At 44.2% G+C, this 15,111-nt stretch carries 13 protein-coding genes; 4 read left to right on the top strand and 9 right to left on the bottom strand.

Annotated elements, in window-relative coordinates; translation table 11 throughout:
* Positions 1–171 precede the first annotated feature (171 nt).
* The gene (locus RMX89_RS15480) at positions 172–975 is read left to right on the top strand and encodes a tetratricopeptide repeat protein (RefSeq protein ID WP_322689522.1); all 804 of its coding nucleotides are present in this window, start codon (positions 172–174) and stop codon (positions 973–975) included.
* Between the two features lie 58 nt (positions 976–1,033).
* On the opposite strand, the gene RMX89_RS15475 is transcribed toward RMX89_RS15480, so the two are convergent.
* The 4 genes from RMX89_RS15475 to RMX89_RS15460 form a co-directional block, all read right to left on the bottom strand.
* Entirely contained in the window at positions 1,034–2,422 is a 1,389-nt protein-coding gene (locus RMX89_RS15475; protein ID WP_322689521.1) for a cytochrome P450, read from the bottom strand.
* Between the two features lie 86 nt (positions 2,423–2,508).
* The gene (locus tag RMX89_RS15470; protein WP_322689520.1) at positions 2,509–3,312 is read right to left on the bottom strand and encodes a TIGR01548 family HAD-type hydrolase; all 804 of its coding nucleotides are present in this window, start codon (positions 3,310–3,312) and stop codon (positions 2,509–2,511) included.
* A 44-nt stretch (positions 3,313–3,356) separates the two neighbouring features.
* Positions 3,357–3,827 carry a DUF29 domain-containing protein gene (locus tag RMX89_RS15465; protein WP_322689519.1) on the bottom strand — a complete coding sequence of 157 codons (471 nt, stop codon included), beginning with the start codon at positions 3,825–3,827 and terminating at the stop codon, positions 3,357–3,359.
* A 55-nt stretch (positions 3,828–3,882) separates the two neighbouring features.
* Positions 3,883–4,353 (bottom strand): DUF29 domain-containing protein, encoded by a 471-nt coding sequence (locus RMX89_RS15460; protein ID WP_322689518.1) that lies wholly within the window; start codon positions 4,351–4,353, stop codon positions 3,883–3,885.
* A 137-nt stretch (positions 4,354–4,490) separates the two neighbouring features.
* On the opposite strand from RMX89_RS15460, the gene RMX89_RS15455 reads away from it, so the two are divergent.
* Positions 4,491–4,790 carry a 30S ribosomal protein PSRP-3 gene (locus RMX89_RS15455; RefSeq protein ID WP_094333099.1) on the top strand — a complete coding sequence of 100 codons (300 nt, stop codon included), beginning with the start codon at positions 4,491–4,493 and terminating at the stop codon, positions 4,788–4,790.
* 10 nt (positions 4,791–4,800) lie between these two features.
* On the opposite strand, the gene RMX89_RS15450 is transcribed toward RMX89_RS15455, so the two are convergent.
* From RMX89_RS15450 to atpD, 4 genes are all read right to left on the bottom strand, one after another.
* Entirely contained in the window at positions 4,801–6,591 is a 1,791-nt protein-coding gene (locus tag RMX89_RS15450) for a serine/threonine-protein kinase (protein WP_322689517.1), read from the bottom strand.
* Between the two features lie 99 nt (positions 6,592–6,690).
* Positions 6,691–8,799 (bottom strand): flotillin family protein, encoded by a 2,109-nt coding sequence (locus RMX89_RS15445; RefSeq protein WP_322689516.1) that lies wholly within the window; start codon positions 8,797–8,799, stop codon positions 6,691–6,693.
* Between the two features lie 285 nt (positions 8,800–9,084).
* On the bottom strand, positions 9,085–9,498 hold the full coding sequence (atpC, locus tag RMX89_RS15440) for an ATP synthase F1 subunit epsilon (RefSeq protein WP_322670031.1): 414 nt from the start codon (positions 9,496–9,498) through the stop codon (positions 9,085–9,087).
* A 225-nt stretch (positions 9,499–9,723) separates the two neighbouring features.
* Entirely contained in the window at positions 9,724–11,172 is a 1,449-nt protein-coding gene (gene atpD, locus RMX89_RS15435) for a F0F1 ATP synthase subunit beta (RefSeq protein WP_322682394.1), read from the bottom strand.
* Between the two features lie 572 nt (positions 11,173–11,744).
* On the opposite strand from atpD, the gene RMX89_RS15430 reads away from it, so the two are divergent.
* Positions 11,745–12,569 (top strand): SirB1 family protein, encoded by an 825-nt coding sequence (locus tag RMX89_RS15430; RefSeq protein ID WP_322689515.1) that lies wholly within the window; start codon positions 11,745–11,747, stop codon positions 12,567–12,569.
* 71 nt (positions 12,570–12,640) lie between these two features.
* On the opposite strand, the gene RMX89_RS15425 is transcribed toward RMX89_RS15430, so the two are convergent.
* A complete protein-coding gene (locus RMX89_RS15425) occupies positions 12,641–13,084 on the bottom strand; it encodes an SRPBCC family protein (RefSeq protein ID WP_322689514.1) in 444 nt (147 codons plus the stop codon).
* A gap of 251 nt (positions 13,085–13,335) precedes the next feature.
* Between RMX89_RS15425 and RMX89_RS15420 the strand changes: the two genes are divergently transcribed.
* Positions 13,336–15,012 carry a mechanosensitive ion channel gene (locus RMX89_RS15420; protein WP_322670027.1) on the top strand — a complete coding sequence of 559 codons (1,677 nt, stop codon included), beginning with the start codon at positions 13,336–13,338 and terminating at the stop codon, positions 15,010–15,012.
* The last annotated feature ends 99 nt before the right edge of the window (positions 15,013–15,111 follow it).

Here is a 15,111-nt window from a genome sequence, read left to right as displayed (position 1 = left end):
AATGAGTCTTTGAACTCCGTTAATGAGTCTTTAATACTCGACGACGAGTCTTTGATACTCGTGAATGAGTCTTTGAACTCCGTTAATGAGTCTTTAATACTCGACGACGAGTCTTTGAACTCCATTCCCCACTCCCCACTCCCCATCTTCAAGATAAACAGGTAAACCTAGATGATTAAGTTGATTAGTATTTTTCTCAGTTTGTTAATTCTGTTTGGCTGGGGTGCGCCAGTCATGGCACAATCTCAAGCGCCTATTACTGAAGAACAGTTAAAACAAGGCGATGAGTGGGCCAATCAAGCGTTTATAGCGACGAATCAAGGTGATTTTGCTACAGCTGAAACTTACTGGACAAAGATTATTGAGCAATTTCCCACTAATGCAGGGGCGTGGAGTAACCGGGGAAATTCGCGGGTGAGTCAGAATAAATTGCAAGAGGCGCTGGCAGATTATAACAAAGCCATAGAACTAGCACCAAATGTCACCGATCCATATTTAAATCGGGGCGCGGCGTTGGAAGGGATGGGAAAATGGTCAGATGCGATCGCAGATTATAATCATGTCTTAGAACTCGATCCTAATGATGCGATGGCGTATAACAATCGCGGAAATGCCAAAACAGGTTTAGGAAAATGGGATTCGGCGATCGCAGATTACAAAAAATCTAATGAGATAGCCCCAAATTTTGCCTTTGCCCGTGCTAACTATGCCCTCGCTCTTTATGAAACAGGTCAAAAAAAGCAAGCAATCCGTGAAATGCGAAATATCGCCCGTAAATACTCCAAATTTGCTGATGTGCGTGCCGCCCTCACAGCTGCATATTGGGTAAACGGAGAACAAGGTGAAGCTGAAAGCAACTGGGTAGCAGCTTATGGACTTGATAGCCGCTATAAAGATATTGACTGGGTAAAAAATATCCGCCGTTGGCCTCCCAGCCTAGTTACAGCTTTGGATAAATTCTTGAAAATCCAGTAATTAGCAAGTAAATCAAAAGGGATGCGAAGCGATCGCTCCCACCTGATTCTGAGACTTTTTACACTAAGTTACTCTCAAGAACTCGCTGATTTTGCTGACGCTTTCCAGTTACCACCATTGGTACACCACCGCCTGGTGCTAACAGGAAGCTTTTGCGAACTGGCAGTACTGGCTTTGTATCAGCTAGTTTCATTTGCCAATCAGATAGTATAGTTGCCAATACCAGTTTCATTTCAAACAGGGCAAATGCCATGCCAATACAGCGACGATTCCCGCCACCAAAGGGCAAAAATTCAGCTGGAGTAAATTGTCTTTCTAGAAAACGATCTGGCCTAAACTGCTTGGAATTGGGGTATAAATCTTCTCGATGATGGCTCAAATAAATACAAGGAACTAATATAGTCCCAGAGTCAAATTTGTAGCCTGCAATTTCTAGAGGTGATTTAACCAATCGATTTAATCCCAACATCGCCACCGGATACAGGCGCATTGTTTCCGAACAAACTGCATTCAAATAGGGTAATCGGAAAATGGCGTTCGGGTCTTTTTTCTCACCCAGGCTATCCAATTCTTGCACCAGTTTTTCACGGACTTCAGGTTGATGATGAATCCAATACAGTGCCCATGCTAAGGAACTAGCGGTAGTTTCATGACCTGCAATCAACAAAGTCATTAATTCATCACGTAATTCTATGTCTGTCATCGGCTCACCTGCTTCATCACGAGCCGCCATCATTAAAGACAGAATATCACTTCGAGACTGGTCAGCAAGCGATCGCCTTTCTTGAATTTCAGCATAGATGAGATCGTCCATTTCCTGCCGCAAACGTAGATAACTTCCCCAAGGACTGCGAGGCCCGAAATCTTGTCGTAATAATGGGAAAAACAGCATTATTGCCCGTACAACAGGTCTTTTTGGATTCAGGATAGCAATCAGTGTTTCTTTGAGTTTTTCATAACGAAGTCCGTCCTTTAGACCAAATACAGCCTTCAAAATCACCTGAAAGGAGATTTCTTGCATGGACGACAAGACTGTAAAGCTTTCCCCGACTGGCCAGTGGCTAGTTACTTGCTTGGTGATTTCACAGATTAAATCACCATAAGCCTGCATTCTTTCCCCATGTAGAGGAGGTGTCAGCAGTTTACGCTGGCGCTGGTGAGGTTTTCCTTCTAAGGATAGTAGAGAATTTGGCCCCAATAAAGGCGTTCCTGAACCTGCTGCTGCACCAGAATCTAACTGTTTGGGATCTGTCGTAAAAATCTGCTGAATCGCTTGAGGATTGCTAATGAATACTTGAGGCGTAAAAACTGGGCCAATTCGGAGAGTGAAGATATCACCATAGCTTTTAGCACAGTCTTCCATGTATTCTAAGGGATTAGTCAGCCACTGATACGTTTGTACCCAAGGGTGAGTTTGAGGGCCGTTAGGAAGTTTAAGTGCAGACATTTTTATTAATCTCCCAATGATTAAAGCAAGATTGTTATCAGCCAGTTATTCATGCACCCCTAGCTTGATTAATCTTAGACCACAGATCAAGCAGATGAACTCACCAATTCTTGAATCTGCCTTGGAGTCAATTCTTGGACATTACGCAAAACTACTGCTGCTCCTGCTGCTATTAGTGTCTCACCATAAGCATGACTACGCGCTGCTGTTTCCTGTACGTGGGGAGGTAAAACTCCTACACCAATCCAAGTATGAGAAGAATCTAGACCCCGCGCTTTCTCGACGGTATACATATCTGCTACCGTATCTCCCACATACACGATCGCTAATTTTTGCTCAATTCCATTATCTAATTCACGAACTGTAGCGAAAAGCCCCGTAGGGTCTGGTTTACCTGGTGCATCTTCCATCGCAATCAACACCGGAGATTCCAAACCCAGGCGTTTTTCTAATACATAGTTCGCAGAAGCACGAGTTGCACCGCTAAAAAATCCCCAAGCAATACCAGCTTGGGTAAGTTGTTCTAAATAGCTAGGTTGTAATAATAAAGGTTCATTACAGATATACCCTGTAAAATTGTTTGGATCTGAGCCGCGGTAACGCGATTGAAAAAAAGCAACGATCGCACTGTAATCTAATTGCAGTTGTTCGCGGCTCTGTCCTTGGCTTTCAAAATAACGGTAAATTAATTCCTGCGATGCTTCCCAATCGTTGTTCCACACGCCTTCAGACTTCAGTTGGTCAATATCTAGTGGGGTTGGAAGATATGCTTGGGTAGTAAAATATTCTACGGTATCTGCGATCGCACGACGATAGGAACCGCTAACATCGCGTACAACGCCATCAATATCGAAAATAGCGATCGCCTTTGTAGAAGTTTGTGGGGTCATGGGGTAGGAAGCAAAAGAGTTTTAAATCATCATAAAACGTGAGATCATAACTCAGGTAAAAAATTGGGGTCGAGGGCTTGCTCTGGCGTGAAAGGAGATTGTTCGGGGAAGATAGCGATCGCTAATCCAGTTTCAATCACAGCCAGTCGTCTAGCGGTCTGATAGCTTTCATCGAAAACTTGCTCAAAGTAAGGTTTCAAACTCGGACTTTCCTGAAGTGCCTTTTGGACTCGCCTGCGGTGTTCCAGAATTGTGTACTGCCAACTTTTTGACCGTCTTTCAGTTTGAATTTGATATTTGAGCAAATGCATCAGCAAGACTTCCAGATTGCTCTCCAATGACCGCTTTTCACTTCTGCCCATCGTTTCAATTTCTTCAATTAAATTCTCTAAATCCAGTTCTGTGAGCCGACCTTGTTTGAGCAGTTCTGCTGTGGTTTGAATCCACAAATAAAAGTCTTGCTCATATAAATCTGAACCAGATGTTGTTTGAGATTGGGGCAATTGGGCAGTCACGTCGCTTCGCTCCGAATTCAAAATTAACAGCAAAATCTTCTAAATCAGGGTGTGATTATGGCTCAGGTAAAAAATCGGGGTTAAGGGCTTGCTCTGGCGTGAAGGGAGAGGGTTCCGGGAAGGTAGCCAAATGCAATTCCGTTTCATCAGCAGCCAAGAGTCTAGCATCGTCATAACACAGCCCGAAAACTTCATCAAAATAGGGTTTAAGGCTAGGACTTTCTTCTAGAGCTTGTCTGAGGCGTTTGCGATGCTCACGAATTGTTGCTCGCCAACTACCAGAGCGCTTCTCGGCTTGATATTTGTACTTCAATAGATGCATCAGCACCACTTCCAAATTGCTTCTGAGTGCTTTCTTTTCACTCCTGCCCATCGTTTCAATTTCTTCAATCAAATTCTCTAAATCCAGTTCTGTGAGCCGACCTTGTTTGAGCAGTTCTGCCGTGGTTTGAATCCACAGGTAAAAGTCTTGCTCATACAAATCTGAACCAGATGTTGTTTGAGATTGGGGCAGTTGGGCAGTCATAAGCCTTTTTAGTTAGCGCCGACTATACCTTATGCTAGCCCAATCTAATTACAGTTTGGTCATTTGATAGGGTATTGCGTTAAAATAAGCGATCGCTATCCTTGTTAAATAATGCCCGGAAATTCCCGGAGGTGTGATTGACCAAGTTTATTTTGAAAATTTTGTGGTTAGACGAGAACGTTGCTCTCGCAGTCGACCAAGTTGTAGGCAAAGGCACCAGTCCCTTGACTAAGTACTTTTTTTGGCCCAGAAATGATGCCTGGGAAGAGTTAAAAAAGGAATTAGAGTCCAAACATTGGATTACCGATCTAGATCGTGTTGAGTTGCTTAACAAAGCAACAGAAGTGATTAACTACTGGCAAGAGGAAGGCAGAAACCGTCCAATGGCAGAAGCTCAGTTGAAATTTCCAGAAGTTGCCTTTACAGGTAGCGCTTGATATTACAAAATTAGCTATTGTCCTGTTCTACAAGCTGCCACAGTTTGATAGTCTTGTCCCGGCTGCCGCTTGCAATTAATTGTGTAACTTTGCTCACAGCAACAGCAGATACTGAGTCTACATGACCAGAGAGAGTAACAATCTCTTCTGCTGTGCTTACCCTCCAAAGTTTAACTGTTTTGTCGCAACTTGCACTTAGGAGTGTTTCGCCATCGGCAGTAAAAGCCACAGCCACCACAGACCAAGAATGGCCTACAAGTGTGCAAATTAGCCGACCAGTGTTTACCTCCCACAACTTAATAGTGTTATCATCACTACCCGTCGCCAAAATTTGACCATCAGGACTAAAAGCGACTGTCAAAACCGCCCATGCATGACCCGAAAGGGTGCCTAACAAGCTATAGCATGGGCGGTTTTCAAATTTTTCCTCAAAGCCTCCAAATGCTCTCAATTGCCACAGGCGAATTGTTCTGTCATAACTAGCGCTGGCTAAAAGCTGTCCTTGGGGACTAAATGCTACTGAATTTATCTTTAATTGGTGTCCAGCTATGGTGCAAATTTCTCTACCAGTATTGACATCCCAGAGTTTGATTGTCTTATCCCAGCTACCACTAGCGAGAATCTGCCCATCTGGACTGAAAGCAACTGATTTTACAGCCTGTGCGTGTCCCCAGAGGGTGCAGATTTCTTTTAGTGTTTCAACGTGCCACAATTTGATAGTTTTATCATTGCTAGCAGTTGCCAGAATTTGACCATTAGGACTGAAGGTAACTGATTTTACAGCTTGGGAATGTCCTGACAAGCTAGCTAGGACTTTTTTAGTATTTAAATCCCACAATTTGATGTTTTTGTCATCACTAGCGCTGGCTAAAGTGTAACCGTCAGGACTAATGGCAAGGGCATTCACACTACTAAATGTCCCAGAATGCTCAGTTAAGGTATGTAAGCATCGCCAAGGAGGATTTGGTAATTTAAAATTTTGACTTTTACATTCCATACCCATTGCTTGCATAACTTCATCAGCTGATTGAAAGCGGCGGTTAACAGCATTTTGTAGCAACTTGTCGAGGATTTGCGCCAAGCGTAGACTCTTTGAGTCTTGTCGCCAGATATCGCTTACCTTAGTAGTAAGATATTGTTGCCAAACCCAGCAATCGTTAGCAATATCATATAAATCAAAGGGAGGAATTTGGGTAAGTAAGTAAATACAAGTTACACCCAAGCTATATAAATCACTAGCAAAAACCGCTTTTCCCTTCACTTGCTCTGGTGCAGCGTATTCTGGATTACCGATACTGGTTTCAGATGTTAGCCGATCGATTTCTGTGACGATTTTCGCAGTGGTAAAATCGACTATGACGAAATCTCCCTTCTTGGTAATTGAGGATCTACGGATGATATTTTGGGGTTTAATATCGCGGTGGATGATGTGGCGATCGCTCATCAACTGAAAAACTGGCAACACATCTTCTAAAAGTTGCCAAATCTGAGTTTCATTAAAAGCGCCTTCTTCTTCAACCACCTGAGCTAAATTAGTGCCTACAATAAACTCTTGCACTAAATAGAAATGCCCATCTTGCTGAAAATAATTTAGTAATGCGGGAATTTGGGGATGCTTCCCTAATTTTTCTAGTTGTTGCGCCTTTTGCCCAAAAGTAATAGAAGTCTCGTATTCTTGCGATAATTCTTGAACGACGCAAGGAATTGGAGGAAACTCACCCTCATCTACAGCGAGGAAGGTTTTACAGAATCCCCCTTTACCAATCAACTTAACTAAACGATAACGTTCTTGTAAAAGCAAAATTTACCTACAAGGTGGGCATTTTGCCCACAATAAGATACTATCGTTGTTTTTTGTAAGGGCACAACAATGTTATGCCCCTACCTGATCTTCCTGATATTACTTATCTACAGGAAAATTCACAACTATAGGTGGATGACCGTTTTCTGGGGTTGGTTGTGCTTTGGTTACTGGTTGTGGATGCAAAGGTGTTGGTGTCAATTCACCTTTACCAGTTTGATTCCATAAAATCATGGATAGTAGCCCATCCACTAAGCCGTTATTGCTGCCATTACTGCCAACTAAGACATCTGGAATCAAGCGGACATTGCGATCGCCGATAATTTGCATTAGTTGCATTGCTGTATAACCTTGTGGCCCCAAGGCTTCCACACCAGCGCGGTAGGTTTCAGCTTTGGCGTTACCTGTGGCCCGTATACCTTCAGCCTCAGCAATTGCCCGGAGTTTTGTCCCCTCAGCTTCACCGTTCGCCTCTTTGATTTGGGCTTGAGCTTTTAGTTCAGCAATATGCACACTCTGCTCTGATTTCACCATTTCTTGCTGGATATTAGCCAGTGCCGTTTCTCGGACAAGCTGCTGCCGTTGGGTTTGAGCCATCTGCTGGACTTCATAAGTCTTACGTTCTTCTTCAGCAATTTTCCGGTCTGTCTGTGTCTGCATTAATGACGCTGGTGGCTGAATATCACCAATGAGCGTGTCGATCGCTTGCACGTCATAAGCCCGCAATGCTGTTTTAATATACTCAGCAGCCTCAGCTTGTCGCTCACTCCGAGCGGTGAGAAAGTCTAGTACAGTATAGTCTTGAGCTGAGTTGCGGAAATAATTACCGATAGTTGGTTCTAATACATGGTCTACCAGATTTTGCATTGCACCAACGCGAGAAATTACCTTCGGAGCATCTAAAGCACCCACATGGATAATTTGCGCTACTTCCAAATCAAAGGCAAACCCATCACGCGATCGCACTGTCAAGGAAGCCAGTTGAGCATCATAGCTATGGCGTTCGGTGCGATCTGACCAATTTAATACAATGTTGGTCGTTGGCACTAGTTCCATCTTCATGATCCGAGAATTAATCGGGTGCTTACCAGGATATAGCGGTTCGACCCACACGCCCTTATGTCCAGGATTCACCAAGTTACCGTGGGTGAAAGCTGCACCACTGACATCTTGATGTGCCTTACCCACAAAAGAAATTACCACACCCACATACCCAATGGGAATTTCCGTCATCGGCACTTGTTCAACCTGGACAAACCAAGGGTTTAAGTTCCAAGAACCAGAAAGCAAGGTTTGCTCTTGTAAGCCCCGCCGCCCACCGCCATTAATAAATTTCTGACCATTTTGGAAGTTGTCGTGTCCCTCAATTATGGGGCCTGCAAGTTCGCCGGCAGAAATTGGCACACCATCTAAGGTAGTAACGATGCCAACTTTGTCCGATGCCAGACTGTACACTCGCAACTGTTCTGGAGCCATGCCATGAGCGCTGGCATTTGCTGCCACGATCACTTTAAACAGAGCGGTATTGATCCGGTACGTACCTGCGGTGAGAAAACCCATTTGCCGCCCTTTTTCACCGCCTTCGGTGAGGAATTTTCGAGCATCTTGGAAGTTGTCGCAACTGACAATTTTACCCAAAATCCGCTCTGGTGGGTTGGGTTGACCATCTGCTGCCACAATCAAAGCGATTTCTCCTTGGGGGACGACAACCACTGGCTCTTTTTTTACAGAATACTGCCAAGGCCAATAACCCCAATGCCAACCAGGAGCTAAAGTATCTGCCTGCAAGCCAGCTTCGCCGTTGAGGGCAATCAAACTGCCGGCAGGGAGTCCGCGCCCGGAAAGGGTAAATTTTCTAACTACAATACCGACTTCACGTTCGCCAATTACTACAAGTCCGCCAAAGAATAAGGGTACAAATATAACTAAACCGCCCACAAGTAGAATTGGAACCACTACAACAGGATTAATTCCAGCAGCTTGATATTGAGTCCTGCTAATTTGTAACTGAGCAATATTTGGTTTGGTCTGATTTAGCTGGACTGATGCAGTAGTTGTTTTTACAGGCGTGGCATTGGCAGAGTGAATACTTTCAGCGATCGTCAAAGACGTTGGCGAAGCCATCGCTAAGGTTGCTACGATCGATGCTGCAAAACGAGCTACCTTATTTTGTTTACGAGTACCAAGCAAAGATGAAAGGCTTTTCATAATCTGTGCCCATCTGGGCAACTAATTAGCTAAGTTAACACTTCACCAAGGCTTGCCTCGATTTCTTAAACTTGACGTAATTTTTTTAAAATTTAATAAACAAGGATTCAGAATACTCTATCCATTTACGGAGAAACTTTTAGCATCCATACAGAATTAATACTGATTTCTGACCAGAGCTAACGGAAACGTCTCCGGCTCCGCTCCTGACTCCTGAGTTCTTCTTCATAAATAATTTGTAGGTTGGGTAATGTCCAACCTACAAAGTTGAAATAGAAAGTTAAATTAGACCGAACCGCCAGCCGCTTGAAACCGAGCGCGGGCGCGTTTGAAGGCTTGATTTGCCTGGATTTGGGCTTGGCGATCGTCTGCTGACACTTGACTTAGACGAGCTTCTGCTTGGTTGTAAGCAGTACGGGCTTCATCAAGGTTAATTTTGTCGCCACGTTCAGCGCCGTTAACCAGAATTGTCACTTCATTTTCTTCGACTTCGGCAAAGCCACCCAAAAGGGCGATCGCTTCCCAATTCTGATTTTTAGCAGCGCGAACTCGCATTACACCAGTGTCCAGGGCGGTCAAAAGCGGTGCGTGTCCAGTGAGGATACCTAGTTGACCAGTGGTGCTAGGCAAAACTACTTCTTCAGCCGGGGCATCCCAGACTGTTTTATCTGGGGAAATTACACGAACGGTTAATGTCATTTGTCTTTTGTCCTTTGTCCTTTGTCTTTTGTCCTTTGTCTTTTGTCTTTTGTCCTCTCTTACAAAGTTCTGATGCCTACGGCGGGCTGCGCCAACGCCGGAAGTCGGCGCTCAGACTTTGCGCTTTGTCATTTGTAATTGCCATTAGTCATTAGCCTTGAACTAATGACTAATGACCAATGACTAATGACCAGTGACCAATGACCAATGACCAATGACTAATGACTAACCTTTGATTTTGTCAGCTTTGGCGATCGCTTCGTTAATATCGCCAACCAAGTAGAAAGCCTGTTCTGGCAGAGCATCTAACTCACCAGACAGAATTTTTTGGAACCCTTTGATGGTATCTTCCAACTTCACATACTTACCAGGAGAACCGGTGAATACTTCTGCTACAAAGAACGGCTGAGACAAGAAACGCTCAACTTTCCGGGCCCGCGCTACGATGAGACGGTCTTCTTCAGACAATTCATCTAGACCGAGAATGGCGATAATGTCTTGGAGTTCTTTATAACGTTGCAGAGTTGATTGCACCGCCCGCGCCGTATTGTAGTGTTCGTCACCGACAATATTGGGCTGAAGCATGGTGGAAGTTGAGCCAAGGGGGTCAACTGCGGGATAAATTCCCTTAGCAGCCAAACCACGAGATAGTACTGTTGTACCGTCTAAGTGGGCGAAGGTGGTAGCAGGTGCGGGGTCGGTGAGGTCATCCGCTGGTACGTACACTGCTTGGATGGAGGTAATCGAACCCTCGGTAGTCGAGGTAATCCGCTCTTGCAGTTCACCTACATCGGTTCCCAATGTGGGCTGATATCCCACCGCTGACGGCATCCGACCGAGTAACGCCGATACTTCCGAACCTGCTTGTACAAACCGGAAGATGTTGTCAATAAACAACAGCACATCCTGCTTGTTCACATCGCGGAAGTATTCTGCTACTGTCAATCCTGAAAGACCAACCCGCATTCTAGCTCCGGGTGGCTCGTTCATTTGACCGTAAACTAGAGCAATTTTGGATTCGTTGAGGTTGTCTTTGTTGATAACCCCAGATTCAATCATTTCATTGTAGAGGTCATTACCTTCACGGGTGCGTTCACCCACCCCAGCAAAAACGGATACTCCACCATGCTGAGTAGCGATGTTGTTGATCAACTCCATCATGATCACGGTTTTACCAACACCAGCACCGCCGAATAGACCAATCTTACCGCCGCGTCGATAGGGAGTCAGAAGGTCAACAACTTTAATCCCAGTCTCAAACACGGAAGGCTTTGTTTCCAGGTCAGTGAATTTGGGAGCAGAGCGGTGGATGGGTAAACTTGCCTCAGCATTTACAGGGCCTCTGTTGTCCACAGGTTCGCCAAGGACGTTGAAAATCCGACCCAAAGTGGCTTTCCCAACTGGTACGTTGATGGGAGCGCCTGTATCGGACACCTCAAAACCGCGCACTAAGCCTTCGGTGGAACTCATCGCAACAGTCCGCACCTGGTTGTCGCCCAGCAGTTGCTGTACTTCAACGGTGATGTTGATTTCCTGTCCAGCTTCGTTGGTGCCAACGATTTTCAAGGCGTTGTAGATTTGTGGCAATTTCCCGCCGGGAAATTTAACGTCTACAACTGGGCCAATGATTTGGGTAATGTAACCAATGTTTGTTTTTTCTGCGGTTGTTACCATGCTGCGCCTAATGAGTGAAGCTAGATTTCAAATAAGGTCGGAGAAGACATAAGAATAAGAAATGTCACCTTTCACTCTAGCATCGGACGGGGACATAACTCTCTTAGTAATTCCTTAAAAAGGAGTTTGGTGGTTGGGGTTGTAGTCCCGATCCTGACCAGATTGACAGAATACGCTCAAGTTTATCTTAATTTCATTTTTCAAATGCGATCGCCCTAATTTTCCTATACTGTATCAAAACATACTGTTATTCTAACTTCCCTAAATATTTACACTTGCAGGCAAAAAGCAGATATTTTGATATCTAAACTTTGGTCTTAAAATAATGCATATTTGTATTACGTCATATATTTTGCGTGGTTACAGCCCATAAAATACATCACCAAGGCAGCATTTACTAAAAGTTAGTTAGTAATAGATATATAAAGCTATCCATAAACTACATTTCCAAAACTTCTGAATATCCATAAGATAAAGAAAGATAGATACAAAAACAGTTTTTAGCCAAGCCGCGATGCTTGAATTGGGCGTACCTGCGGCTTCATCCTCACACTTACACCGAGCAATAGCCTATGAACTTCTCGTCAGCACGACAATATTTTTACCAGGAGATTCAGCAGTCTGACGAGCAAATTGACCTAGCAAAGGCAGCTTTGTACATTGCACAAGAAGAATATCCCAAGTTAGACCCAGAGGAATATCTCAACGCCCTTGATACAATGGCATGGGAGCTTCAAGAACGCCTGCCTAATTCACGTTATCCTTTGCGAATAGTTCAAACTATTAATCAGTATCTCTACGATGATTTAAAATTTTCTGGTAATAAAATTAACTATTACGATCCCCGTAACAGCTTTATCAATGATGTAATCGATCGCCGATTAGGGATTCCCATTACCTTAGCGCTGGTTTACCTGGAAGTTGCTCGACGTATTGATTTTCCGATGGTCGGTATAGGTATGCCAGGACATTTCCTGATCCGCCCAGATATTCCTGATATAGAGATTTTTGTGGATGCTTTCGATGGTGGTGAAATAATATTTACCCAAGATTGCGAAGAACGCCTATCTCAACTTTATCAGCAACCTGTGACGCTACAACCAGAATTTTTGGCTGTAGTTAGTAATCGGCAATTTTTGGCCCGGATGTTGACAAATTTAAAATTTATTTACCTCAAACAGCAAGAGTTAGAAAAAACGCTGGCAGCAGTCGAACGAATTTTGTTGTTGTTTCCTGGTTTAACCTTAGAATTGCGCGATCGCGGTTTGATCTACTATCAACTCGGTTACTACCCCCAAGCCATAGACGACTTACAAAATTATTTAGCAAAAGTTCCCGATGCCGAGGATGCATCTGTGATTCGGCGGCTACTTACCGAATTGGGTAAAAACAAGTAGGGAATAAAGACTAGGAACTGGGAAAATTTTAGTAAGCCAATGACAAATGACAAATGACAAATGACAAATGACTAATTTTGTTCTTCTGCAACTCGTTTGAGGCGGCGGAGTTGGGCTTGCATATCTTCTTTTGTCCAAGATGCAGCAAAAGTGTTGAAGCCCCAACTAATTAAGGGGTTAGGGATATCGTACTCAAAGCGGTTGAGTAAAAGCGTTCCCTTTTCTGTTGGCTGACATTCCCAGCGATCGCGCCCTTGAAAAAACCCCTGAAATTCCCAGACTACCAAACCCGGTTGTCGTTCTACAACTACGCTATTCAAGGTGGGTTTTAGTAGAGGAATTTGAATAATAAAACGACTTTTACTGCCGACATCGGTACTCCAAGCTTCGCCTACAGGTTCGCAACGAAGAACGGGGTTGAGCCAACGGTGCATAAGAGCTAAATCGCTAATACAGCGCTCCACCACTGTAGCTGTAGCATTAATTTGAATCGATTGTTCCAAAACTTGGGACATTCCACATCTTGAGTGCTGTTGCTGCAATTAGAGTAACGCAAAATTCAGCAAAGTGGGAGATGAGGAGCAGAGGAGCAGAGGAGCAGGGGAGCAGAGGAGAAGTTGCAGTAAGTCTTTCTCCAATGCCCAATGCCCAATGCTCGTATATTAAATCAAATATGAGTAAATATGTATGTTTTTACTGGTAAATTGATAGGCAAAACACTGACTCAGTGTTTGCGGCGAATACTTAAGCATAATTCCCGAAAACCATGAACACAACTTGGCAAGAAATAACCCAGGTGATGTCTACGACGGGCTACGCCTATGGAGTTGGTTTATCCACAAAGGTGCAGCAATTTTTGGCACAATCATCGCCCAGCCTGCAACCAATACAACCAGCAGTGAATCAAGGAATCGCTGATGTGCAAGGTATTGTTCAACAGTTGATTCTATTTACGCCTCGTCTTCTAGGGGCAGTAGCAATCTTACTAGTAGGTTGGCTGATTGCAGCGATCGCAGCAGCAGTGACGCGAGGAATCCTCAAGCGCACAAACATAGATAACCGCATTGCTGCTGGGATAACGGGTCGTCAAGATGTTCCCCAAGTGGAGAAATTAATCTCCAGTTTAGTTTTTTGGAGCATTATCCTGTTAACGGCGGTTGCTGTTTTACAGACATTGGATCTGGAGATAGCCTCTCGACCCCTGAATAATTTTCTCAATCAACTTATTGGCTTTTTGCCAAAGTTGGTTGGTGCAGGAATCATTTTGGTAGCAGCCTGGTTTTTGGCGACGATTGTGAAGATTATCACTGTGCGCTCATTACAGGCATTTAACCTGGATGAGCGTTTGAATCCAGAACCAGAAGACAGAGCACCCAGCCTCAATCAGCTGTCTCTAAGTGAGACGATTGGCAACGCTCTGTATTGGTTTATATTTTTACTGTTTCTCGCTCCAATTTTGGATACTCTCGGACTACAGCAGGCTCTACAACCAGTACAAGCTCTAATTACAGAAGTTCTGCTAATTCTGCCGAACATTTTAGCGGCGATCTTGATTGCTGTAGTTGGCTGGTTCATCGCTAATGTAGTACGGCGGATTGTGACAAACTTGCTGGCGACAACTGGTCTTGACCATTTAGGTAGTCGCTTGGGATTATCTACAAGTGCAGGGGTACAACCTCTATCGAGTATTATCGGCACAATTGTCTATGTTTTGATTTTGATTCCTGTAGCGATCGCAGCGCTGAATGCCTTGCGAATTGATGCGATATCTGTCCCGGCGATCGCTATGCTGCAACAGATTCTCAACGCCTTACCTGCCATCTTTACAGCCGCAGCAATTTTGATTGTTGCCTATTTTATTGGGCGGTTTATCGCGGACTTGGTTACAAGTATTCTCACCAATTTAGGGTTTAATAACATTTTCACTATTTTGGGTCTGACTACACCCGGCCGACGAATCGTCATTTCCACAGAATCAGCAACCCCACCGATTCCAACCCGCACTCCATCAGAAGTTGTAGGCATTGTTGCTTTAGTGGGGATCATGCTGTTTGCTACAGTGGCGGCGGTGAATATCTTGAATATTCCAGCCCTGACAGCATTAGTGTCTGGGATTGTGATTATATTCGGGCGGATTTTGGCCGGATTGGTAATCTTTGCCATTGGCTTATTCCTGGCAAATTTGGCTTTTAACATCATTACCAGTTCAGGCGATCGCCAAGCCCAGATTTTGGGACAAGTGGCGCGGATTGCAATTATTGCCTTAGTTTCTGCAATGGCACTGCAACAGATTGGAGTTGCCAGTGATATTGTGAATTTAGCCTTTGGACTTTTACTAGGTGCGATCGCAGTTGCTATTGCCCTAGCTTTTGGTCTTGGAGGGCGCGATATTGCAAGAGAGCAAGTTCAAGAATGGCTAAACTCTTTCAAAGGTAGAAACTAAAAATTGATCGAGGCGCAATTTCATCTGTAAATCTGGAAAAGTGCAGCCGTAAGCATCAATAGTGCAGAAAATCTATCGGCAATTTTGCTTAAAAGGTTG

This window comes from Nostoc sp. DedSLP04, assembly GCF_034530775.1.
Taxonomy (GTDB): Bacteria; Cyanobacteriota; Cyanobacteriia; order Cyanobacteriales; family Nostocaceae; genus Nostoc.
Note: the sequence above shows the minus strand (reverse complement) of the source record. Positions and strands in the feature narration are given on the sequence as shown.